Origin of the sequence: Lentzea sp. NPDC003310 (assembly GCF_040610935.1) — a bacterium.
Lineage (GTDB): Bacteria > Actinomycetota > Actinomycetes > Mycobacteriales > Pseudonocardiaceae > Lentzea.
In genome coordinates this window covers 115,938-137,984 of sequence record NZ_JBEXNC010000012.1, presented here as the reverse complement: position 1 = coordinate 137,984, position 22,047 = coordinate 115,938, and the positions used below count along the sequence as shown (strand labels likewise).

General features: G+C 69.6%; 20 protein-coding genes. 9 read left to right on the top strand and 11 right to left on the bottom strand.

The genetic code is table 11. The features are described 5' to 3' along the window. Positions 1 to 14: 14 nt before the first annotated feature. A complete protein-coding gene (locus ABZX02_RS25480) occupies positions 15 to 779 on the bottom strand; it encodes an IclR family transcriptional regulator (protein ID WP_355301318.1) in 765 nt (254 codons plus the stop codon). Between the two features lie 243 nt (positions 780 to 1,022). Here ABZX02_RS25480 and ABZX02_RS25475 point away from each other — a divergent pair, with 243 nt between their 5' ends. The 5 genes from ABZX02_RS25475 to ABZX02_RS25455 all read left to right on the top strand — a co-directional run bounded on the left by ABZX02_RS25475 (position 1,023) and on the right by ABZX02_RS25455 (position 6,384). Further along, entirely contained in the window at positions 1,023 to 1,778 is a 756-nt protein-coding gene (locus ABZX02_RS25475) for an MIP/aquaporin family protein (RefSeq protein ID WP_355301316.1), read from the top strand. 28 nt (positions 1,779 to 1,806) lie between these two features. Next, on the top strand, positions 1,807 to 3,324 hold the full coding sequence (gene glpK / locus ABZX02_RS25470) for a glycerol kinase GlpK (protein ID WP_355301314.1): 1,518 nt from the start codon (positions 1,807 to 1,809) through the stop codon (positions 3,322 to 3,324). Positions 3,325 to 3,352: 28 nt separating this feature from the next. Next, positions 3,353 to 4,951, top strand: coding sequence for a glycerol-3-phosphate dehydrogenase/oxidase (locus ABZX02_RS25465; protein ID WP_355301592.1), 1,599 nt, complete (start codon positions 3,353 to 3,355; stop codon positions 4,949 to 4,951). Between the two features lies 1 nt (position 4,952). Beyond that, the gene (locus ABZX02_RS25460; RefSeq protein ID WP_355301312.1) at positions 4,953 to 5,249 is read left to right on the top strand and encodes a hypothetical protein; all 297 of its coding nucleotides are present in this window, start codon (positions 4,953 to 4,955) and stop codon (positions 5,247 to 5,249) included. 202 nt (positions 5,250 to 5,451) lie between these two features. Next, positions 5,452 to 6,384 (top strand): glycoside hydrolase family 6 protein, encoded by a 933-nt coding sequence (locus tag ABZX02_RS25455; RefSeq protein WP_355301310.1) that lies wholly within the window; start codon positions 5,452 to 5,454, stop codon positions 6,382 to 6,384. Here the strand turns inward: ABZX02_RS25455 and ABZX02_RS25450 are convergent. From ABZX02_RS25450 to ABZX02_RS25435, 4 genes are all read right to left on the bottom strand, one after another. Continuing rightward, a complete protein-coding gene (locus tag ABZX02_RS25450) occupies positions 6,378 to 7,187 on the bottom strand; it encodes a helix-turn-helix transcriptional regulator (RefSeq protein ID WP_355301308.1) in 810 nt (269 codons plus the stop codon). The two genes, ABZX02_RS25455 and ABZX02_RS25450, sit on opposite strands and share 7 nt — an antisense overlap. Positions 7,188 to 7,248: 61 nt before the next feature. After that, positions 7,249 to 7,650, bottom strand: coding sequence for an SsgA family sporulation/cell division regulator (locus ABZX02_RS25445; RefSeq protein WP_355301306.1), 402 nt, complete (start codon positions 7,648 to 7,650; stop codon positions 7,249 to 7,251). 264 nt (positions 7,651 to 7,914) lie between these two features. Next, positions 7,915 to 8,277, bottom strand: a complete 363-nt coding sequence (locus ABZX02_RS25440) for a hypothetical protein (RefSeq protein WP_355301305.1) — start codon at positions 8,275 to 8,277, stop codon at positions 7,915 to 7,917. 111 nt (positions 8,278 to 8,388) lie between these two features. After that, entirely contained in the window at positions 8,389 to 9,330 is a 942-nt protein-coding gene (locus tag ABZX02_RS25435; RefSeq protein WP_355301303.1) for a pirin family protein, read from the bottom strand. A 32-nt stretch (positions 9,331 to 9,362) separates the two neighbouring features. On the opposite strand from ABZX02_RS25435, the gene zapE reads away from it, so the two are divergent. Beyond that, positions 9,363 to 10,301: a cell division protein ZapE gene (zapE, locus tag ABZX02_RS25430; RefSeq protein ID WP_355301301.1), complete on the top strand. Its 939-nt coding sequence runs from the start codon at positions 9,363 to 9,365 to the stop codon at positions 10,299 to 10,301. A 64-nt stretch (positions 10,302 to 10,365) separates the two neighbouring features. After that, positions 10,366 to 11,139, top strand: a complete 774-nt coding sequence (locus ABZX02_RS25425; protein WP_355301591.1) for an ion transporter — start codon at positions 10,366 to 10,368, stop codon at positions 11,137 to 11,139. Positions 11,140 to 11,252: 113 nt separating this feature from the next. Here the strand turns inward: ABZX02_RS25425 and ABZX02_RS25420 are convergent, their stop codons facing one another. Further along, positions 11,253 to 14,090: a hypothetical protein gene (locus tag ABZX02_RS25420; protein WP_355301299.1), complete on the bottom strand. Its 2,838-nt coding sequence runs from the start codon at positions 14,088 to 14,090 to the stop codon at positions 11,253 to 11,255. Positions 14,091 to 14,638: 548 nt separating this feature from the next. On the opposite strand from ABZX02_RS25420, the gene ABZX02_RS25415 reads away from it, so the two are divergent. Both ABZX02_RS25415 and ABZX02_RS25410 read left to right on the top strand, forming a co-directional pair. After that, positions 14,639 to 15,493 carry a geranyl diphosphate 2-C-methyltransferase gene (locus ABZX02_RS25415; RefSeq protein ID WP_355301297.1) on the top strand — a complete coding sequence of 285 codons (855 nt, stop codon included), beginning with the start codon at positions 14,639 to 14,641 and terminating at the stop codon, positions 15,491 to 15,493. Between the two features lie 7 nt (positions 15,494 to 15,500). Next, complete coding sequence (locus tag ABZX02_RS25410) at positions 15,501 to 16,574, top strand: family 2 encapsulin nanocompartment cargo protein terpene cyclase (protein ID WP_355301295.1); 1,074 nt, start codon at positions 15,501 to 15,503, stop codon at positions 16,572 to 16,574. Positions 16,575 to 16,664: 90 nt separating this feature from the next. On the opposite strand, the gene ABZX02_RS25405 is transcribed toward ABZX02_RS25410, so the two are convergent. Genes ABZX02_RS25405 through ABZX02_RS25385 form a run of 5 tightly spaced genes read right to left on the bottom strand, consistent with a single transcriptional unit; the run spans position 16,665 to position 22,046 of the window. After that, on the bottom strand, positions 16,665 to 17,552 hold the full coding sequence (locus tag ABZX02_RS25405; protein WP_355301293.1) for an alpha/beta hydrolase: 888 nt from the start codon (positions 17,550 to 17,552) through the stop codon (positions 16,665 to 16,667). Further along, entirely contained in the window at positions 17,549 to 18,367 is an 819-nt protein-coding gene (locus ABZX02_RS25400) for a carbohydrate ABC transporter permease (RefSeq protein ID WP_355301291.1), read from the bottom strand. The genes ABZX02_RS25405 and ABZX02_RS25400 overlap by 4 nt, the downstream gene beginning before the upstream one ends. Beyond that, positions 18,357 to 19,244, bottom strand: coding sequence for a sugar ABC transporter permease (locus ABZX02_RS25395; RefSeq protein ID WP_355301289.1), 888 nt, complete (start codon positions 19,242 to 19,244; stop codon positions 18,357 to 18,359). Before ABZX02_RS25395 ends, ABZX02_RS25400 begins: the two co-directional genes overlap by 11 nt. Beyond that, positions 19,241 to 20,434, bottom strand: a complete 1,194-nt coding sequence (locus ABZX02_RS25390; protein ID WP_355301287.1) for a sugar ABC transporter substrate-binding protein — start codon at positions 20,432 to 20,434, stop codon at positions 19,241 to 19,243. Before ABZX02_RS25390 ends, ABZX02_RS25395 begins: the two co-directional genes overlap by 4 nt. Positions 20,435 to 20,450: 16 nt before the next feature. After that, entirely contained in the window at positions 20,451 to 22,046 is a 1,596-nt protein-coding gene (locus ABZX02_RS25385) for an FAD-dependent oxidoreductase (protein WP_355301285.1), read from the bottom strand. Position 22,047 lies beyond the last annotated feature (1 nt).

Genomic DNA, 22,047 nt, shown 5'->3' with positions numbered 1-22,047 from the left:
GCACGGCGAGCCCTTCAGTTCTCGTCGACAAGCGAGGTGGTGACGGATTCCGCGGCCTGCACGACCTGGCGCACCAGCGTCTGGCGCGGCCGTCCGGCGGAGTCGCACAACCGGTCCGCCGAGCCGGAGATGCCGATCGCGCCCACGACGAGCCCACCGGGGATGCGGATCGGCGCGGCGATGCTGGCCTCGCCCGGCATGTACTCCTCGGCCTCGCCCGCCCAGCCCTGCCCGCGCACCTCGGTCAGCACCCGCTCGAGCATCTGGGTGCGCGTGATCGTTCGGCGCGTCAACGACGTCAGCTCGCGCCGGCGTGCGGCCGCCGACAGGTCCGGGTCGTAGGCGAGCAGCACCTTGCCGAGCGCGGTGGCGTGCAGCGGCAGCATCGCGCCGATGCCGAGGGTCTGCACCGAGTCGTCGGGCCGGAACACGTGGTGCACGACGAGCACGGCACCGTCGTGGTGCATGCCGATGCGGACCTCCTGACCGCTGCGCGCGGCCAGCGTGTCCGCCCAGTTGATCGATCTAGAACGCAGTTCGTTCGCGTCCAGGTAGGACGTTCCGAGGTGCAGCAGCGCGGCGCCGAGCCGGTAGCGGCCCGTCGTCTGGTCCTGCTCGACGAACTCGACCCGTTGCAGCGTGCGGAGAATCCCATGCGCGGTGCCGCGCGCGAGACCGAGCGAGTCGGCTATCTCCGTGAGACCGTGGTGGCCGGAGCCACGCGCCAGCAGCCGCAGCACGGCGGCAGCGCGTTCGATCGACTGGATGGGTCCCGGCACGCGAGAAACGTAATTGAGACGACCCGTGTCGGCAATGTCGAACAGCTACGACGCCCGTCACCCCTGGAAACGGGCCTGAAACGCCTTGTCTGCGCGCAGCGTGACCGGTCGGTCACACCTTCGGGGGTGGCGGGTGTCGACATTGTCGAAACGTGCCTGTTGAGCAGGCGTGACGCGGGTCATTACGTTCCGCGGCAGTCACCACGGGGTGATCAGCCGTTCAGAGTCGAATGGGAGGCCAGCGTGGGTCTCGGGTCAGTGTTCCTCAGCGAGGTGCTCGGTACGGCCATCTTGCTGTTGATGGGTGCGGGCGTGGTGGCCAACGTGCTGCTCGCCAAGTCGAAGGGCTTCGACGGCGGTTGGCTGTTGATCAACTTCGGCTGGGGTCTCGGTGTCTTCGCCGGTGTGTACGTCGCCTTCAAGTCGGGCGCGCACCTGAACCCCGCCGTCACGATCGGCATCCTCACCAGCGGCGCGGACGAGTACGCCCCCGGTGTGCCGGTCGGCTTCGGATCGACGCTCGTCTACTTCGCCGGTGAGTTCCTCGGCGCCTTCCTCGGTGCCGTCGTCGCGTGGCTCGCCTACAAGCCGCACTTCGAGGAGACCAACGACCACGGTCTCAAGCTCGCCGTCTTCTCCACCGGTCCGGCGATCCGCAGCTACGCCTGGAACCTGGTGTGCGAGATCATCGGCACGTTCGTCCTCGTCTTCGTGGTCCTCGCGTTCGCCAAGACCCCGTCGCAGCTCGGCCCGCTGGCCGTGGCGATGCTCGTCGTCGGCATCGGCGCCTCCCTCGGCGGCCCGACCGGCTACGCGATCAACCCGGCCCGCGACCTCGGCCCGCGCATCGCCCACGCCCTGCTCCCCATGTCCTACAAGGGCACCGAGGGCGAGGAGATCGGCAAGAAGGACTCCGACTGGGGTTACTCCTGGGTGCCGGTCGTCGGCCCGATCATCGGTGGCGCGCTCGCCGGTGTGATCGCCTCGCTCGCCTTCTGACGCTGACCATCCGGAAAGGACTTCTTCGATGTCGCAGTACGTTCTCGCCGTCGACCAGGGCACGACCAGCACGCGGGCGATCATCTTCGACCACAGCGGCTCCATCGTCGCCGTGGGCCAGAAGGAGCACGAGCAGATCTTCCCGCGCGCCGGCTGGGTCGAGCACAACCCGGTGGAGATCTCCGAGAACACCCGGTTCGTGATCGGCCAGGCGCTCGCCAAGGCCGACCTCAACACCGGTGACCTCGCCGCCGTGGGCATCACCAACCAGCGCGAGACCGCGGTGGTGTGGGACAAGAACACCGGCGAGCCCGTCTACAACGCGATCGTCTGGCAGGACACCCGCACCCAGGCGATCGTCGACGAGCTCGGCGCGCTCGGCGGCGGAGCCGACCGCTATAAGCAGAAGGTCGGCCTGCCGCTCGCGACCTACTTCTCCGGCCCCAAGATCCGCTGGATCCTCGACAACGTCGAGGGCGCCCGCGAGCGCGCCGAGGCCGGCGACCTGCTGTTCGGCAACACCGACACGTGGACGCTGTGGAACCTCACCGGCGGCCCCAACGGCGGTGTGCACGCCACGGACGTCACCAACGCGTCGCGGACCATGCTGATGGACCTCGACACGCTGCAGTGGGACGCCGAGATCGCCGGTGAGATGGGCATCCCGGTGTCCATGCTGCCGGAGATCCGCTCCTCGTCGGAGGTCTACGGCACCGGTGGTCCCGGCGGTGTGCTCAAGGGCGTGCCGATCGCGGGCATCCTCGGCGACCAGCAGGCCGCGACGTTCGGCCAGGCCTGCTACGAGCCCGGCACCGCCAAGAACACCTACGGCACCGGCAACTTCATGTTGCTCAACACCGGCACCGAGAAGGTCGCCTCGAAGAACGGTCTGCTCACGACCGTCTGCTACAAGATCGGCGACGAGGCCCCCGTCTACGCGCTGGAAGGCTCCATCGCCGTCACGGGTTCGCTGGTGCAGTGGCTGCGCGACAACCTCGGCATCATCGGTTCCGCGCCGGAGATCGAGACGCTCGCCCGGTCCGTGGAGGACAACGGCGGCGCGTACTTCGTGCCCGCGTTCTCCGGTCTGTTCGCGCCGTACTGGCGGGCGGACGCGCGCGGCGCGGTCGTCGGCCTCACCCGGTTCGTGAACAAGGGCCACCTGGCGCGCGCCGTGCTGGAGGCGACCGCGTTCCAGACCCGCGAGGTGCTGGACGCGATGAACGCCGACTCCGGCGTGCCGCTGACCGAGCTCAAGGTCGACGGCGGCATGGTCCAGAACGAGCTGCTGATGCAGTTCCAGGCGGACGTGCTCGACGTACCGGTCGTGCGCCCGGTCGTCGCCGAGACCACCGCGCTCGGTGCCGCGTACGCCGCCGGTCTGGCCGTCGGCTACTGGTCCTCGCTCGACGAGCTGCGCGCCAACTGGGCCGAGGACAAGCGCTGGACGCCGGAGCTCGACGGCGACGAGCGCGAGCGCGAGTACCGCAACTGGAAGAAGGCCGTCACCAAGTCGTTCGACTGGGTCGACGCCGACGTTCGCTAGTCCTGAGGAGCTGAAGTTGTTCGCAAGGCTGGATCCGGCTCGGCGCGCCCGCTCTCTGGAAGCGTTGGGCGGCACGGAGTTCGACGTCCTCGTCGTCGGTGGTGGTGTGGTCGGCGCGGGGGCTGCTCTCGACGCGGCGTCGCGCGGCCTGTCCGTCGCCCTGGTCGAGGCCGACGACTGGGCGGCGGGCACGTCGAGCCGGTCCAGCAAGCTCGTCCACGGCGGGCTGCGGTACCTGGAGCAGCTGGAGTTCAAGCTGGTCCGGGAAGCGCTGAAGGAACGCGGCCTGCTGCTGCGCCGGCTCGCACCGCACCTGGTGCGGCCGGTGCCGTTCCTCTTCCCGCTGAAGAAGCAGTGGGAACGCGCGTACGTCGGCGCGGGCGTGCTGTTGTACGACTCGATCGGCGGCGCCGGTGCCGTGCCGATGCACCGGCACCTCTCCCGCCGCAAGATGGCTTCCGTCGGCCCGTCCGTCGACTCCTCGGCGTTCGCCGGCGCGATCCGCTACTACGACGCGCAGATGGACGACGCCCGGCTCGTGTCGACGCTGGTCCGCACCGCCGCGCAGCACGGCGCGACGGTGGTGTCGCGGGCTCGCGTCACCTCGTTGCTGCGAGTGGACGGCCGCGTCGCCGGCGCGTCGGTGCGCGACGAGCTCTCCGGCGTGACGCACGTGGTGCGCGCCCGCCGGGTGATCAGCGCGACCGGCGTGTGGACCGACTCGCTGAACGCGATGTCGCCCGGCGCACCGCCGTTCGAGGTGCGCATGTCCAAGGGCGTGCACGTGCTCGTGGAGCGGTCGAAGATCCAGCTGGACGGCGGCCTGATCACCCAGACCGAGAAGTCGGTGCTGTTCGTGATCCCGTGGGGCGCCTACTGGATCATCGGCACCACGGACACGCCGTACTCCGGCGCCCCGGAGGAGGTCTCGGCGTCCGCGCAGGACGTCGCGTACATCCTCGACCACGTGAACGCCGTGCTGCGGATACCGCTGACCGCCGACGACGTGGTCGGCACGTACGCGGGCCTGCGCCCGCTCCTGGCCGGCGCCTCCAGCGACACCTCGAAGCTGTCGCGCGAACACGCCGTCGCCGAGCGGGAACCCGGCTTCTTCGTGATCGCGGGCGGCAAGTACACGACCTACCGCGTGATGGCCGCGGACGTCGTGAACGCCGCGGTGGCAGGCCTCGGCCGCGCCGTCGCACCTTCCCTGACCGCGCGCCTGCCGTTGTGCGGCGCCGTCGGTTTCCAAGAGCTGTGGGCGGACCGGACTCGCGTCGCTGCGGAGTCCGGCCTGCCCACGTCCACAGTGGAGCGTCTGCTGCGCCGCTACGGCTCGGCCGTGTCGGACGTGCTGGCGCTCGTGGCGCAGGACGCCGCGCTGGCCGCCCCCGTGGCCGGCTACCTGGCGGCGGAGATCGTGTACGCGGTGACCCACGAGGGCGCGCTGGGCCTGGAGGACGTCCTGGCCCGCCGCACCCGGATCGCCATGGAGCACCTGGACTTCGGCGCGTCGGTGGCCGACGAGGTCGCCTCGCTGATCGCCGGCCCGCTGGGGTGGTCGCCGGCCGAACGCGACGCCGCGGTGCAGGCCTACCGGGCCGAGGTGGAGTTGGCGGCGAGATGAGATGGACGGCGCGGAGCTGATCGAGAGGTTGCGGCGGGAGGGCGGCTTCCGGCTGCTCCCGCTGCTGGGGAACACCGGGCAGGTCGCAGGGGTGCACCTGGCCCGGTTCCTCCCCGGCGGGCACCTCGAGGTGATCCAGGCGTGGGACGAGCGGTGGGCGGTGTGGGCGCGGATGCCCGACGCGGTGGACCCGGCCGACCCGTTCGCGGGGCCTGGTGGGGGAGTGGTGCGTGCCGGGTCGTTGGGGAGGGTGGCGGCGCCGTTGCTGCCGTTGCAGGCGGGGGAGTTGAGGCCGTGACGGGGTGGCTGTTGGCGGTGGTGGCGCTGCAGGCGGGAGGGCTCGGGCTCTGACGGTGGGTCCAGCCTGCGGTGGCTGGTGGTGGCCGGTGTTCGGACGTGCGGCGGCTGGTGGTGCCCGCTGTCGCCTGCCGGCGCGGCCGTTCCTCCGCCTTTCCGCCCGACTTACCACCCCTTAAGCGGCCCGCGCGAGCCTCGACGCCATGATCAGAGCACTCGCGCTGGCCCTGCTGGCCGCCCTGGCGACGGCCCCGGCCGCCCACGCCGCCAGCCCCGTCGGCCTGACCGACGGCTTCTACGTCGACCCCGACTCCAACCCCGCCGTCTGGGTGCGCGACCACCCGACCGACGGCCGGCAGGCCGCGATCAAGGCGAACATCTCGACCAAGCCCATCGCCCGCTGGTTCGGGGCGTGGAGCGGCGACATCAGGACCGCCGTGTCGGGCTACGTCGCGAAGACCGGCACCAAGCTGCCGGTGCTGGTGGCCTACAACATCCCCGGCCGCGACGCGTGCGGTGGCCACTCCGGGGGCGGCGCGGGGACTCCCGAGGCCTACCGGGCGTGGATCTCCTCGTTCGCCTCGGCGATCGGCACGCGGCCGGCCGTCGTGGTGATCGAGCCGGACTCGTTGGCGGACTTCAACTGCATGGACGCCGGCAAGGTCGCCGAGCGCACGGCGATGATCAAGTACGCCACCGAGCAGTTCAAGGCCAAGGCGCCCAACACGTGGGCGTACCTCGACGCCGGGAACGCGCAGTGGGTGCCGGCCGCGACCATGGCGGCGCGGCTGGACTCGGCCGGGGTGCGCACTGTGCGCGGGTTCTCGATCAACGTGTCCAACTACCACACCACCACCGCCTCGACGGCGTACGGCGACGCGGTCAGCGGGGCGCTGCCCGGGTACACGAAGCCGTACGTGATCGACACCAGCCGCAACGGCAACGGCCACAACGGCGAGTGGTGCAACCCGGGCGGGCGCAAGCTCGGTGCGCCCGCCCGGACCGGTGGTGGTGCGGAGATGCTGTTGTGGGTCAAGGTGCCCGGCGACTCCGACGGACGGTGCGGCAAGGCGCCCGGCGTGGACGCGGGGACGTTCGACCCGCAGCTCGCGTTCGACCTCGTGTACGGCTACTGAGCCAGGGCGCGCAGCGGTGCGGGCCCGCGGTACTCCGCGAGCTTGCGCCGCGTGCCGGCCTCGTCCAGGGCGATCTCGTCGAGCAACGCGAAGAGCGTCCGGCCGTGCGCGACGGCGGCCTCGCTCTGGACGAACACCCTGGCGAGGCCCGACTCCGCGTGCACCAGCGGTGCCGCCCGCTCGAACTCGAACAGCGCGCACGCCGACCGGAACGCCGCCGAGGTCGCCTCCTCCGGCACGACGCGGACGATCGAGGAGTTCGCCAGCAGCCACACGAGCTGCTCCTGCATCACCTGCGCGCTGCCGAGCCGCATCCGCAGTGCCAGCTCGTGGAGGTAGAAGACGCACTTCGGGCCGTTGGGCCGGCGGATCACCGCCTGCCTGTCCAGGTCTTCGACCGGCTGGCCGGTGGCGGCTTGCAGAGCGCGCGCGTAGCCCGGTGTCTGCAGCAGGCTGTTCACGGACAGGACGTCGTAGGCCGTGATGGAGGTGGCCGCCGCCTCCGTCAGCGCGAGGGTGCGCGTGGTGTCCGGCGTCTGCGCGAGGTACGGGTCGAAGGCGTTGTGGTAGCGGCGGAGGAAGTCCTCGAAGAAGTCGACGTCCTTGCCGCAGACGGTGAGGTACTGCGCCAGGTCGATGTCGGTACCGCGGATCTTGCCGGTCTCGAGGTTGGACACCTTGCTCGGATCCCAGCCGAGCTGCAGCGCCATCGCGCGGCCCCTCAGTCCGGTGAACCTCTGCCTGAGGCGGCGCAGCTCGTCGCCCAGGTCCCTGCTGTACGCGGTGGAAGTCGTCACGGTCACGACTTCGAACGTATGGGTTGGAATTACTCCATGATACGGGCTCGTTCGGGTGAAAACGTGCCTAGTCGAGCAGCTTGCGCAGCTCGGCCTCGAAGTCGACGTGGTCGCTCTCGCACCCCGGCGCCACGACGTCGTAGGTGGAGTTCAGGAACTCCTGCAGCTCGGACGACTGCACGTGGAACACGGCGTGCGACACGTCGGAGCGCAGCTCGAGCACGGCGGTGGTGGAGTTGTGGGGCCGCAGCCGCACGTCACCCGCGCCACTCGTGGTGATCAACCCGTCGGCGAGCAGGTCGCGGCTCACGAGCCACACGGTCTCCTGACGTCCCATGCGGAACGTCATGGTCACGGCGTGCGGGTCGTCGGCGCGGTAGCCGAGTTCGACGTCGACCGGAAGGGGGCGCCCGGACGGGGCGATGAAGGCGAAGGTGGAGTCGGCGCCCACTCGTGTCACGTTCCTCATGCCCCCTTAGACGTCCGGCAGCCTCCGTGGATGCCTCGATCAGGAAAAGCGATCGGAACGTGATTTTCAATGGTCCTCGAGTATGACTTTTGACAAGTGGCTGCGACCATCTGCTGGGATTGATCAGCGCACCTGTGCCGACCAGCGGTTTTCCGATGTTCTCGCTGGTGGTGTTCGGTCATCTGTGGATGGGTTCACCAGCTGAGACGTTGCGCTCGCGATCCGCATCATGGGATGTCGGGACGGCCTTACCTTAAATTCCACTTAAATGTGGAAGCGCCTTCCGTAGCTATTTCGGCACGGAAAGTGATGGCTGCAGGCCGGTGAGCGCGGCCACGAGAGCGGCACCGCCGGAGTGCACCTCTGCCGGCTGCGCGGGGTCGTCCACGAGGCCCCGCACACGGTCGGCGCCTCGTCGCGATCGCGCTGGAACACGCCGACGGTCGCGTCGAGCGCGGCGTGCAGGTGGTCGGACTGGTCGGTGTCGGCGGACGCGAAGGCGGCGCAGACGAGCGAGAGCCCCTCCGCGTAACCGCGGCGCAACAGCGCCTCGGCCGTCTCCTGCACGACGAACGTGTCCCCGTTGTCCAGCACCAGTCCCAGCAACACCGGCCGGGCCGCCGGCACGTCGGCGAAGGAGGGCGCGCCCCGCGTCCGCCCGGTCCCGGAAGTGGGGACCGGCCGCGAGACGGGCCAGCGCCGTCACGGCGGCCGGCCGCGCGTCGTGGTCCGCGGCGCTCACGCCGGGTTCCCGCGCGGCCGCAACCGCCCACCCGGCAGCGGCGGCGCCGGCAGGCGGGCACCGGGATAGCCCTCCACCCGCCCGAACCGGTCGGCCTCCGCCTGCCACTCCTCCCGGAACGCGGCGATCTCGTCGTGCGTGCGCCCCACGAAGTTCCACCACATCACGATCTCCTCGCCGAACGGCACCCCGCCGAGCAGCACGACCCGCGCGCCCCCGGTGGACGACAGGGTCAGCGTCGAGCGGCCAGGGCCGACGTAGCCGAGGGACGCGGGGTCGAGCACGGTCTCGTCGACCGCCACGTCACCGGTGTCGAGCAGGACGCCGTGCTCGAACGACGGCGCCACGTCGAGGGTCAGCGACGCGCCCGCGGGCAGCACGACCTCGGCGCCGAGCAGTTCGGTGAACGTCCGCACCGGGGACGTGGAGCCCGCCAGCGAGCCGAGGAACACGCGGATCGCGCTGCCGTCCACCTCCACGGCCGGCGGGACGTGGTGCTGGAAGTCGCGCGGCGCGTCGCGGTGGGCGTCGGGCAGGGCGAGCCAGAGCTGGACGCCGTGCAGGGTGGTGGACGCGGCGGTGGACTGCTCGGAGTGGCAGATGCCGCTGCCGCCGGTCATCAGGTTCAGCTCGCCGGGGCGGACGAACGCGTGCACGCCGAGGCTGTCGCGGTGCTCGATCTCGCCGGTGAAGAGCCAGCTGACGGTCTGCAGGCCGGTGTGCGGGTGTGGGGCCACGTCCATGCTGACGTCGTCGGGGCCGTAGTGGTCGCAGAAGCACCAGGCCCCGATCAGGGAGCGCTGCTTCTGCGGGAGCGTCCGGCGCACGGACATGGCGCGCGGGCCGCCGAGCGGGACGTCGCGCGGCGTCAGGACTTCCACGCCGCCGGGGGAGGAGGTGCACGTCACTTCTGCGGGCTCGGCCTCGACATTGCTCACGGGGTTGATCGTAAGCTGGCGCGGGGGGAACAGTGGATCTTCGCGCACACGTGTCGAGCAGCGGGTACGTGCTCGACGACGCACAGCTGGACGCCGTGGCGAGGCTCGAGGAGCTCGCCGCCCGGCGCCGGGGCGTCTACCTGCACGGTCCGGTCGGGCGCGGCAAGAGCTTCCTCGCGGACGCGCTGTTCGACGTGCTGCCCGAGCCCAAGAAGCGGGTGCACTTCCACGCGTTCTTCCAGGAGCTGCACCGCCTGATCTCCGCGCGGCTGCGGCAGCGCGGCGCTGTGGCGAAGGCGGTGAAGGAGCTCGTCGGACGGGCGGAGGTGCTGGCGTTCGACGAGCTGCACGTGCACGACGTCGGTGACGCGATGCTGCTGACCAGGCTCTTGGAGGAGCTCCAAGACCGCGCGGTGATGATCATCGCGACCTCGAACTTCCCGCCGGACGGCCTGCTGCCCGACCCGCTGTACCACGACCACTTCCTGCCGGGCATCGCTCTGGTCAAGAAGCTCATGGACCCCGTGGAGCTGAACGGCGCCCAGGACTACCGGCACCTGCACGGCGCGCCCCGGTCGCGGTTCGAGACCGGCCGCATCGTCACCAGGACCGACCTGCCGCGGACCCCGGTGACCCTCGACGTCAACGGCCGCGCGATCACCGCGCTCGGCACCGAGGGCACGACGGTCTGGTTCGGCTTCGGCGACCTCTGCGAGCGGCCGACCTCCACGCAGGACTACCTGGTGCTCGCGCGGCGGTTCGACGACTGGGTGATCACCGGCGTACCGCGGCTCGGCACCTGCCACCGCGAGACTCGGCAGCGGTTCGCGAACGTCGTGGACGTGCTGGTCGACGCCGACGTCAGGCTGACACTCGTGAGTGACCACCCGCTCAGCGACGTCCTCGACGGCGAGGTCCGCGACCTGGTCCGCACCGCCAGCCGGTTGGAGCTGATCAACACGACCGGGTGAACAGTTGGGCCGCCCGCACCGCCGATAGGTAGCACAACCCCTGTCGTAGGAGCAGCAAGTGAAGATGGTGCGCGCCCGCGTCGCCGAGCTCATGGAGAGCAACCGGTTCCAGATGTTCATCGTCGGGGTGATCGTGCTGAACGCGATCACCTTGGGCGCCGAGACGTCGACCGTCCTGCAGGCGAGGTTCGGCCCGGCGCTGACGGTGATCGACCACACCGCGCTGGCGATCTTCACGCTGGAACTGGCCGCGCGGCTCTACGCGTTCGGCTGGAAGTTCTTCAAGGACCCGTGGAACGTCTTCGACTTCGTCATCGTGGCGATCGCGTTGATCCCGACGGCCGGTCCGCTGTCGGTGCTGCGCAGCCTGAGGATCCTGCGCGCGCTGCGGCTCGTCGCGATGGTGCCGAGCATGCGCCGCGTCGTCACGGCGCTCGTGCGGTCGATCCCCGGTCTCGTGTCGCTGTCCGGATTGCTCGTGCTGCTCGTCTACGTCGGCGGCGTGATCGCGAGCAACCTGTTCGGCGACACCGGTGATCCGCGGTTCACCGGCCTCGGGCCGACGTTGCTGACGCTGTTCCAGATCACGACCGGCGACGGGTGGTCGGACGTGATGCGCGACCTGATGGAGCAGAAGCCGTTCGCCTGGATCTTCTTCCTCATCTACCTGATGGTCGGCTCGTTCACGATGCTGAACCTGTTCATCGCCGTCGTGTGCAGTGCGATGCAGGAGGAGATCACGCTGCCGGCACCGAGGTCCGCGAGCCACGACGACCTGCTGCTGCGGGAGGTCCGGGCGCTGCGGGAGGAAGTGCGCGCGATCCGGCAGGACGCGTAGCGAACAGCGAGGCCCGCGCCCGGAACCGGGAAGCGGGCCTCGCCGCCTGCAACCAGGGTTCCCGGCCGGCGACGCCGCCGTACACCGGCCGGGAACCCTGCGACCCCCGCCTTCTACGGGGTGACCGGGATGTTCGAGACGCCCTTCTTGGCCTTGGTGACCGTGTTCGAGGCGTGCACGACATTCGGGTAGGCCTTGCACTTCGAGGTCGACGACACGTACACCGCGTACTCGCCGACGTTGCCGAGGTCGGACCTGTTGCCACGCCACACGTTCCCGCAGCCGTTCGCGAACGACGGCGTGGTGCCCGGGTTGTGCGTCTCGTAGCCGTTCTTGAACGTGCCGGGCGAGGCGAAGGTGCCGGTGTTGTTCTCGATCCGGTAGCCGAAGCCCTTCACGTCGACCCACGAGTCGGCGGAGTTGGCGCCGGAGATGCCGGTGCCGTTGAACGTGTTGCCGCTGATCAGGCCGCCTTGGGTGCCTTCCTTGACGTCGATGTGCTCTGCGGAGACACCGGGGCCGATCCTGTTGTTCAGCACCTGCACGCGGTCGGACCTGTCGACGCCGCCGGAGTTGCCGTGGCACTTCCAGTTGGAGTTCGCGGAGCCGATGTACACGCCCTCGCCGTAGTCCTTCGTCACGACGCCGGCCTCGGTGATCGTCGAGTTCCAGATGACGCCGTCGGCGGAGGAGCGCCGGAAGTGCACGCCTTCCTCGTCGGTCCGGCGCACGGTCACGCCGTCGATCGTGACGTGGTGGGAGTTGTCGAGGATGATGCCCTTCTTCGACTCCGCGACCGTGATGCCCTTGATGTTCCAGTACGGCGCGTTGTGCAGCCACAGGCCGTAACCCGGGTCCCAGCCGGCCGTCGGCACGGGGCAGGCTGGTGCCGTGCCTGAGGGGCCGTCGTTGATCAGGACCGCGGACGACGGGCCGGTGATCGTGATCGGGTTGCTCGACGTGCCGGCCTTCTGCGTGACGAACGCGCCGCGGTACGTGCCCGCCGCGAGCTGGATCGTGTCGCCCGGCTTGGCGTTGAGCAACGCGGTCTTGAGCTGGTCGGCGTTCGACACCGGGATGGTCGCCCGCGCGCCGAAGTTGTCCTCTGTGGACCCTGCGGCGAAGTTCGCCGGGATGTTCTTGAGGAACAACGACTTGGCCGAGTCGGTCCTCGTCGCGTCGACGCCGTGGCCGCCGGTGTAGTCGCGCTGCTCGTTCTTCGCCCAGTCCGCGATGGCGGTGCCGCCGACGTCCAGGTGCTTGTAGGCGCTGCCGTTCCAGCCGAACTGGTAGATCCGGCCCTTCTCGCTGTAGAACGGGTCGTAGGCGCCACCGGTCGACAGCTGCTTCGTCATGCCGTTGTTGAAGAACACGTTGCGCGGACCCGAGGCCCCCGACCACTTGACCGCCTTCTTGCCGGCACCCCACCAGATCGGGAACCAGTTCGAGTCGTCGGGACCGCCGCCGCCCTCCTCACCGCAGTTCGCGCGGCAGTTGCCGGAGCGGTGCGCGTAGGAGACCTTCACGCTGTTGTTCTCGAACAGGTTGTTGCGCTCCCACCCGCCGTGCAGGTTCAGGTCCGAGTCGAAGTCGTTGCCCACCACGACGTTGCCCGACGCGGACCACTGGAACGTGAAGTGCCGCAGGTTGCGGGACGTGTTCCCGGCGTAGAGCGAGTCCCACACCCGCGAACCGCGGAAGTAGCCGTTGCCGCCCTTGCCCTTGTTCCACGACCCGTCGAGGAAGTTGTCGACGATCTGCAGGTTCTTGGCCTCCTCGGTGACGATCGGGTGCGAGCCCGTCATCTCCGCGCGGACGCCCTTCACCCACGAGTTGGCCGCCCACTTGAAGACGATGCCGTGCATCTCGTCCGCGGGCGCCATGTTGCCGTAGTTGTTGGTGGCCTCGGCGGGGTTGAGGTTCGGCATCGCCTGCGTGAAGCCGAAGTTCTCGAACCCGACGCCGAGGACCGGGTCCACCAGCGGCGACACCTTCGAGTCGTACGTCGCGCCGCCGATCGCCGGTGACCCGTCCGAGGTGGAGTTGACCGGGACGTCGAACTCCAGCGGCTTGTCGAGCGTCACCGTGGTGCCCGAGACCGAGGCGACGGTGAAGATCTGCTGCCGCATGTGCATGTTGAGCATCGGGTACGGCGTGCCCGTCGCGAACTGCTGCTCGTAGAACTTGACCGAGTTGGCGGCGCGGACGTTGACGAGCATCCCCGGCTTGATCGCACCGGCCGAGGCGACCTTGACCGCGCGGTCACCGGCCTTGGCGGCGGCGCTCACCTTCGCGCCCGCCTTCCAGTGCACGTTGACCGTGCCCTCGAAGATGTCCTTGCGGTTCTCCGGCGCGGCCGCGTAGTCGCTCGCGTAGGCGGAGTGCACGCCGCGCGACTGGACCCGGAACAGGCCGCGGCCCGGCCACAGCCAGCCGCCCTTGCCCTGCCCGGACGTCATGCCGTCTTCGTCCCAGTCCGACCCGTCCGGGGTGAGGGCGTCGTAGCGGGTGGTCGCGTCGGGCGTGTAGACGATCTTCGTGGCGGTCGCGCCGGCTCCCCTGATGACCAGGTAGTCGGCGTCGACGTGGAGCTCCTTCGAGACCCTGAGCTGACCCGCCGGGAGCGTGATGGTGCTGAGCTTCGTGTAGCTCGCGCCGGGGGAGCACTGCGTCCTGATCGCGTCGATCGCGGCCTGCAGCCCCGCCGTGTCGTCGGCCGCGTCATCCGGCCGGACGGCGAACTGGGAAGCGAGTTCCGCCGCGGTGATCTGACAGGTCGCGCTCGGGTTCACCTCATTGTTCCCGGGCAGCACGCCGGTGCCGCGATATCCCGCTTTCGACCAGTCGTACAGGCCGGAAACGGGCGCGCGTCGATTTCCCGGCGAGACGTCCAGGCCTGTCAGTGCTGGTGCGGCGATCGCGGTGGCGGCGGGGACGGTCAGCGATCCCATTAGGAGCAGGGACAGTATCGGCAGGGAGGTTTTCATCGTTGATAACCCTCGTTTGGCAGGGCGGGGCCATTTCTTTGTAGCAAGAGGTTTAGATGAGTGTCAAATATTCAGGTACCTGAAATAGGGAATTCTGCAATGCTTTTCAATGACGAATATTGCCCGATCGAACAGTTTCCGAGGCAGCTCACGCGTCTGAATCGTGAGAGCGCGTCGGGCTGCGTGTGGTCCGAACGGGTGTGGAAGCGCCTCGAGCCGGTGTGCCGGGATTCGTGCCGGGACCCGGCGCGGCTCCGGTGATCGGGTGACGACGATTTCGATCGGCGTGGAATATCAGGTGTCGATGTCATTCGGTTGGGCGCCAGGAACCCACGAAAGTGGGGCTGCCACCCGTCTTGCGCGGGTTATGGCGCCTACCGAGATGCAGTATCGGCCACACCCGTTCGTGTCCGAACCAAGCCTGAACGGCGGATCGCGGGTTGGGCCGTCGGCTGCAAAGGTCAGTTGCTGTTCGGCAGATTGCGTTCCAACGAACAGGAGCCCCTCAGGTCATGGCGAGCCCCACTGTGAAGCCGGTTCTGCGCACCGACTACCAGCGTTCCGTCGCGGACTACTGGAACAAGGAGAAGGACCCGGTCAACATCAAGCTCGGTGAGGTGGACGGCCTCTACCACCACCACTACGGGCTCGGGCAGTACGACCCGGCCGTGCTGGAGGCACCGGCCGCGGTGCGCGACCAGGCGATGATCGCCGAGATGCACCGGCTGGAGACGGCGCAGGCGGACGTGCTGCTCGACGCGTTCGGCGACCTGCCGGCGAACCCCCACCTGATGGACGGCGGATCCGGGCGGGGCGGCACGAGCTTCATGGCCAACGCGCGGTTCGGCGCGCGCATCGACGGCGTCAGCATCTCCGAGGAGCAGGTGGCGTTCGCCAACAACCAGGCCAGGGAACGCGGCATCGCGGACCAGGTGCGGTTCCACTTCAAGAACATGCTCGACACCGGGTTCGAGACCGGCTCGTTCAACGGCATCTGGACCAACGAGACCACGATGTACGTGGACCTCCAGCAGCTGTACGGCGAGTTCGCGCGGCTCATCGCGCCCGGCGGCCGCTACGTCTGCATCACCGGCTGCTCCAACGACCTGACGGGCCTGCGGTCGCGCGCGGTCAGCCAGATCGACCAGCACTACATCTGCAACATCCACCCGCGCAGCGAGTACTTCCGGGCGCTGGCCGACAACGGCTTCGTGCCGATCAGCGTGGTCGACCTGACGCCGGACACCATCCCGTACTGGGAGCTGCGCGCGCAGTCGTCCGTCGCGACGGGTGTCGAGGACCCGTTCCTCACCGCCTACAAGGAAGGGTCCTTCCACTACCTGCTGATCGTCGCCGACAGGATCTGATGCGGCCGTGTCTGACTTGAGGGATCTCCTCACCGGGCCGTCCGGGCTGGGCACCTCCGCTGCCCGGCTCGGGCGGCCCGAGGTCGTCGCGCTGCCGGCGGAACCGGGCTACGCCGAACGCCCGTGGGGCGACGGCACCGCGCCGCCGCTGTACGTGCCGGTGCTCGAACGCGAGGACGCGCTGCTCGCGGCCGCGGTGGACCAGCGCCTGGTCGCGTGGGCCGAGGAGTGCGGTTTCGAGGAGCCGGAACGGTTCCTCGGCGGCATGTTCGGCCGCCTCGCGGTGCTCACCCACGTGGACACCGACGACGTCGACCAGCTGCTGATCGCGGCCCGGCTCAACGCGGCGTGGTGGGCGGCCGACGACCTCTACGCCGACGACACCGAGATGGGCGCGATCCCCGCGGAACTGCCGCCGCGGCTGGCGCTCGCGATGGCCGCGATGGACCCGGTGGCGCCTGCCGCCGAGTTCACCGCCGACCTGGAGGAGCGGATCGCGTCCGACCCGGTCCTCGTCGGGCTGCGGTCGGGCATCGCGCACCTCACGTCCCGCAGCACGGCCACCGTCGTGCAACGCGTCTGCTACTCGACGTTCGCGATGTTCGTGTCGTGGAGCGCCTACGCGGCGTGGCGCCACACGGGCAACTACCCGCCAGCGTGGCAGTACCTGGCGACGAGGCAGCACGACACCTTCTACACGTCGATGACGCTCATCGACGCCGTCGGAGGCTACGAACTGCCCGCGCCGCTGTACTACGACCCGCGCGTGCGGCAGCTCCTCACGGCCGCGGGCACGGCGTCGGTCATCGTGAACGACCTGGTGTCGGTGGAGAAGGACGCCGCCGACGAGAAGCCGGTCTGCAACATGGTGCTGCAGATCGCCGCGGACCGTGAGTGCTCGATCGCCGAGGCGACCGCACGGACCGTGGAGCTGCACAACCAGTTGGTGCGCGACTTCGAAGCAGGGCACAAGGAGCTGCTCGCGGTGCCGTCGGTGGAGCTGCACCGGTTCCTGAAGGGCACCAAGGCCTGGATGGGCGGCGGCTTCGAATGGCACACCACGCACCCGCGTTACCAGTAGAACGTCCGCCCGAGCCGTGCGGACCGCGTGGCTCGGGCGCGAGACCTCCTCGCGCGCGGTGACCTCTCCCTCCCCACCGCCGCGAGGACCTCAGCCAAGCACCCGCCGCAGCCACGCGACGCGGGTCGCACGAGCGCGCCGTGACAACGCCGCCTCCGGCACGAGCTGGTCGAAGCCGTGGCAGCCACCCGGCCACACGTGCAGCTCGGCATCGCCGCCCGCCCGCCAGATCCGCGACGCGTAGTCGACCGCCTCGTCCCGGAACACGTCCACCGAACCGACGTCCACGTACGTCGGCGGCAGGCCCGCGAGGTCGGATGCCCGCGCGGGCGCCGCGTACGGCGACACGTCCGGGCCGCCCCGCGCGTCGCCCAGCAATGCTGTCCAGCCGGTCAGGTTCGACGTGCGGACCCAGGAGGTGCCGGACAGGAACTGGTGGCTCGACGGGGTCTCGCACCGGTCGTCGAGCATCGGGCACATCAGCAGCTGGCCCCGCACGGCCGGGCCGCCGAGGTCGCGCGCCATCAGCGTCACCGCCGCCGCCACCCCTCCGCCGGCCGACGTTCCCGCGACGACCGGGTTCGCGAAACCGTTGCGCGCCATCCACTCCAGCGTCCGGTAGCAGTCCTCGACGGGCGCCGGGTGCGGGTGCTCGGGTGCCAGCCGGTACTCGGGGGAGACCAGCGTGACGCCGAGCTCGGCCACCCACTCCGCCAGCACCTGCAGATCCGACCGGCGGGTGCCCGCGACCATGCCGCCGCCGTGCACGTGCAGCACGGGCGGGCCGTCCGAACCGCTGGGGCGCAACACGAGCACGGGCACGCCGTCCGCGTCCTCCTCGGTGAACGTGACCGCGCCGCCGCGCGTGAGGTCGGCGTCGGTGACGACCCGGCCGTTCGCCCGCCGCCACCCGATCCGGTCCGGGGTGAGGGGCGGCGGCGGGAAGCCGGGCGCCGCCGCGAACTCGGGATCGATCACCCCTTCACGCCCGTGTGCGCGAGGCCCTCGATGAACTGCCGCTGCGCCACCACGAACACCACCAGGATCGGCACGGCCGTCATCGTCGCCGCCGCCAGCTGCACGTTCCACATCGGGCCACCGTAGATGTCCACGAACTGGGTCAGCGCCTGCGGCAGCGTGAACATGTCCGGGGTCGACAGGTACACGATCGGCTCCAGGTACAGGTTCCACGAGTGCAGGAACGTGAAGATCGCGACCGCGCCCAGCGCCGGCCGGGACAGCGGCAGGGCGATCCGGTAGAAGATGCCCGCGCGGCCCAGGCCGTCCATCCGCGCGGCCTCCTCGAGCTCCGGCGGCAGCGCGATGAAGAACTGGCGCATGATGAAGATCGCCAGCACGCACGGGGCGCCGAAGATCGGCACGATGATCAGCGGCCAGTGCGTGTTCGTCAGCCCGAGCGTCTGGAAGAGCTGGAACAACGGGACGATCGTGACCTCGCTCGGGATCAGCAGGCCGGTCAGCACGACCACGAACAGAGCGTTCTGGCCGGGGAACCGGATGCGCGCGAACGCGTAGCCGGCAAGCGCCGCGACCGCCATCGTGCCGATCGTGACGACCACCGCGATGTAGAGGCTGTTCCAGTACTGCTGCCCGAACGGCTGCATCTTGAACACGGTCTCGTACGTCGAGAACGTCCACTCGCGCGGCAGCAGCGACTCGGAGAAGATCTCGCCGATCGGCTTCATCGACGAGGTGACCATCCACCACGTCGGGAAGACGAAAGGCACGCACAGCAGGCACAACAGGCCGTAGAGCCAGACCTTACGACTCATGGAGCACCCACTTCCGGCGCATCCGCCACTGCAGCAGCGTCAGCGCGGCGACGATGACGAACAGCAGCACCGAGATCGTCGCGCCGTAGCCGAAGTGGTGGAACTGGAACGCCTGCTGGTACAGGTAGTAGATCAACACCGTCGTGGACGTGCCCGGACCGCCCTGGGTGAGCACGGCGATCTGCGCGAACACCTGCAGCGAGCCGACGATGGTGATGATCGACGTGAGCAGGATCGTCGGGCTGATCAACGGGATCGTGATCCGCCGGAACCGGGTCCACGCGCCGGCCCCGTCGATCTTCGCCGCCTCGTACAGCGGCGCCGGAACCCCCTGCAGGGCGGCGAGGAACAGCACCATGTTCAGCCCGACGTTCTTGATCACCTGCACGACGATCACCGAGATCATCGCGGTCGACTCGCCCCGCAGCCAATTCGGCCCGTCCACGCCGAAGACGCCCAGCAGCCCGTTCACGCTGCCCTCGGGCTGCAGCATGAGCTGCCACACGAGCGTCCACGCGACCAGCGACACCAGCACGGGGGAGAAGAACAGCGTGCGGAACAACGTGGTGCCGCGCAGCTTCTGGTTGAGCAGCACCGCGAGCAGCAACGCGAGCGACAGGTTCAGCACCACGAGCCCGGCGGCGAACCAGGCCGTGGCGACGAGCGAGTCGCGCAGCTTCTCGTCGGCGACGAGCCGTGCGTAGTTCTCGCCGCCGATGAACTCGAACGTCCCGCCGAGCACGTTCCACTCGTTGAGGCTGTACCAGCCGACCGTCCCCAGCGGGATGAGCACGAACGCGAGGCTGCCGAGCAGAGCAGGCGCGACGAACAGGTACCCGACGAGGTTGTCGCGCCTGCGGTAGGTCCAGAACGTCACGGGCGCTCCAGCAGCGGCTTGATCTTCGCGCACACGCCGTCGAGCACCTGACCGACGTTCGCGTCCGGCTTCCACAGCGGGTCGAGCGCCGCGCGGATCGTCTGGTTGAGCTCCTCCTGGCCCTGGTGGCTCGGCTTCACGACGCCCTTGCTGATGCCGTCGATCACGACCGACTGCAGTTGCTCCGGCTTGATCAGCGGGTTGCTCTTCGCGAGGGTCTCCGCGTTGAGCAGCGACTGCCGGACCGGCGGGAAGAACTGGGCGAGCTTCGCGGAGTTGGCCGCATTGGTGAAGAAGCCCAGGAAGTCCGCGGCGGCCTCGGCGTTCTTCGACCGCTTGAGCACGCCCACACCGGCCTGCCCGATCACCGCGTAGTCGCCCTTGGGGCCCTGCGGCAGCGGCAGCAGCGTCCAGCCGAACTTGGCGTCCTTCAACGCACCCGCCCGCGAGATCTGGCTGACGGCCATCGCGGCGTTGCCCGCGAAGAAGTCCACGGTCGTGCCGGGGCCGGGGATCGCCTTGTCGGTGAAGATCGCCTTGTGGACGAAGGTCATGGCGTCCTTCATCTCCGGGCTCGCGAACCCGCACTGCCGGCCGTCCTCGCTCCAGGCCTGCGCGCCCCAGCCGCGCCAGATCGCCGAGAGCACGGCCCAGTTCTGGTACTTGAAGTCCGGCAGCACGAGGTTCTTGCCGGCCGACGCCGCCACCGCCTGCTCCCAGGTCTTCGGCAGGTCCTTCACCAGGTCGGTGTTGACGAACAGCCCGAACGGCGAGGTGGAGAACGGGTAGGCGTACAGCTCGCCGTCCTTCTCCCACAGCTTGATGGCGGACGGCACGAGCTCGTCGGCCTTCTCGACCTTGCCCTTGATCGGGGCGAGCGCGCCGGAGGACACGAAGTCCGGCGCCGACTCCTCCAGGATCCACGCGAGGTCCGGCGCGTTGCCGCCGGCGATCTGGGTGGTGAGCGTGGTGGTGTAGCCGTCGGCCGGGATCGAGTCGAACTTGATCTCGGTGACGTCCGGGTGGGACGCCCTGTACTCGGCGGCGATCTCGTTGAGCAGCTTGAGATGCGCCTCGTTGGCGGTCCACACGGTCATGCGCAGCGACTTCGGCCCCGACTGCGCCGACGACCCGCTGCAGGCGGTGAGGGCGATCAGGGCTGTGCAGATCAACGCCAGAAGCCTGGACATCATTGTCTCCTCGGGCTTAGTAACCGGACACGTCCGGCCAGCGGAGCTCGACCCCGTCGCGTTCCAGCCGGTGCTGGAAGTCCGCGAGCAGGCCGGGGGTGTTGCGCACCGCGCGAGGGGTGACTCGGTGCGCCAGGCAGAAGTCCGCGAGCGCGCCCGCGACCTCGCCGACGTTCCACTCGACCGGGTGCAGCCGGTGGGAACCGTTGGTGATGTGGGTGGTGCCGATGTTCTTGCCCGCGGGCAGGAGGTTCTCCACCCGCTGGGGGATGAGCGCGCCGAGCGGGATCTCGAACGGGCAGCTCGCGACGTCGAGGTAGTTGTCGCCGCCGGTCGACGGGTGCAGGTCGATGCGGTACATGCCCACGCCCACGGCGTCGGCGTGCTGCACGGCGCCCTTGTCGCCGCGCACGGCGAGCGACAGGTCCTGCTCGACGATCGTGTACTCGGTCCGCATCCGCCGCGATTCGCGGATGTACGGGGCCTGCGCGAGGCCGTCGGCGCCGCCGGTGACGTCGCCGCGCAACCGCAGGCCGGGGAAGCCGGTGCCGCCGTCCGGGCGCGGAGCCTCGGTCTGCAGCCAGTAGAGGACGGACTTCGACAGCTCGCGCGCCGCGGCGATGTGCGCGTCCGCGTCCGGCACGTCGATCACCGGCGACTCGAAGTAGTCGATCATCGGCCAGTTGACCAGGCAGATGTCGCTGTCGTAGGCGCCGTCGACGAAGTTGCGGCGGGCGGCGATGCGCCGGAACGTCCACAGGTTGCTGTCGCCCGCGCTCAGCCGCTGGTCCGACAGCACCGACAGCGGGTCGTCGTCCGGGTTCGGTGTGAACGTGCGCTCCGCGGTGCTGAGCGTGCGCGGGTCGGGGGAGCGGAACGACAGCATCCGGTCGCCCCAGTAGCTCGGCTGGTATTCGCGCCAGAAGTCGTACCGCGCCGGCCGGTCGATCGTGTGGTCGCCGTCGACGTGGTCGATCGCGAAGCACACCGACATCGCCTGCATGTTCGCGGGCTGCGCGACCTCGGGCGCGCTGGGCTCGCCGGTGTCCAACGTGGACTCGAAACCGGTCACGTACTCGGTGCCGGACAACGGCAGCAGCTCGCCGGTCTCGGTCGCGTCGAGGATGTACGGCGCGGTGAGCTCGACCTCGGACCCGTTGTGCTCCACGGTGACCGACACGATCCGGTCGCCGTCGGTGCGCGCCGAGACCGGCCGCGCGGGCTGCAGGACGGTGAGCCGGCCACTGCCCCGGTACGGCGCCAGCATCTCGTCGATGACGGCCACGGCGACGCGCGGCTCGTGGCAGAGCCTGCTCACGTTGCCCGCGCCGGGGTTGAGCTCCCGCCACGCCCGCGCCCTCGGCGTGAGCGGGTAGTTGCGGCGGTAGTGGTCGCGGATGCCGTCGCGCAGCGCGCGGTAGCTCGCGGTGACGCCGAAGCGCTCGACCCAGCTGTGCTCGTCCGGCGGCACGGCCTGGCTGGTCAGCTGCCCGCCGAGCCAGTCGAACTCCTCGGTGAGCACGACCCGGCGCCCGGCGCGCAACAGCGCGAGCGCGGCGGCGACTCCGCCCAGCCCGCCGCCCACGACGACGACATCAGTGTTGTGCGGCAAC

What these genes read in the sequence shown, in the direction of transcription:
- ABZX02_RS25420 (WP_355301299.1), bottom strand. Translation starts at nt 14,090, where the DNA reads ATGGGATCGCTGACCGTCCCCGCCGCCACCGCGATCGCCGCACCAGCA.
- ABZX02_RS25400 (WP_355301291.1), bottom strand. Translation starts at nt 18,367, where the DNA reads ATGAGTCGTAAGGTCTGGCTCTACGGCCTGTTGTGCCTGCTGTGCGTG.
- glpK (WP_355301314.1), top strand. Translation starts at nt 1,807, where the DNA reads ATGTCGCAGTACGTTCTCGCCGTCGACCAGGGCACGACCAGCACGCGG.
- ABZX02_RS25415 (WP_355301297.1), top strand. Translation starts at nt 14,639, where the DNA reads ATGGCGAGCCCCACTGTGAAGCCGGTTCTGCGCACCGACTACCAGCGT.
- ABZX02_RS25425 (WP_355301591.1), top strand. Translation starts at nt 10,366, where the DNA reads ATGGTGCGCGCCCGCGTCGCCGAGCTCATGGAGAGCAACCGGTTCCAG.
- ABZX02_RS25390 (WP_355301287.1), bottom strand. Translation starts at nt 20,434, where the DNA reads ATGTCCAGGCTTCTGGCGTTGATCTGCACAGCCCTGATCGCCCTCACC.
- ABZX02_RS25460 (WP_355301312.1), top strand. Translation starts at nt 4,953, where the DNA reads ATGGACGGCGCGGAGCTGATCGAGAGGTTGCGGCGGGAGGGCGGCTTC.
- ABZX02_RS25455 (WP_355301310.1), top strand. Translation starts at nt 5,452, where the DNA reads ATGATCAGAGCACTCGCGCTGGCCCTGCTGGCCGCCCTGGCGACGGCC.
- ABZX02_RS25445 (WP_355301306.1), bottom strand. Translation starts at nt 7,650, where the DNA reads ATGAGGAACGTGACACGAGTGGGCGCCGACTCCACCTTCGCCTTCATC.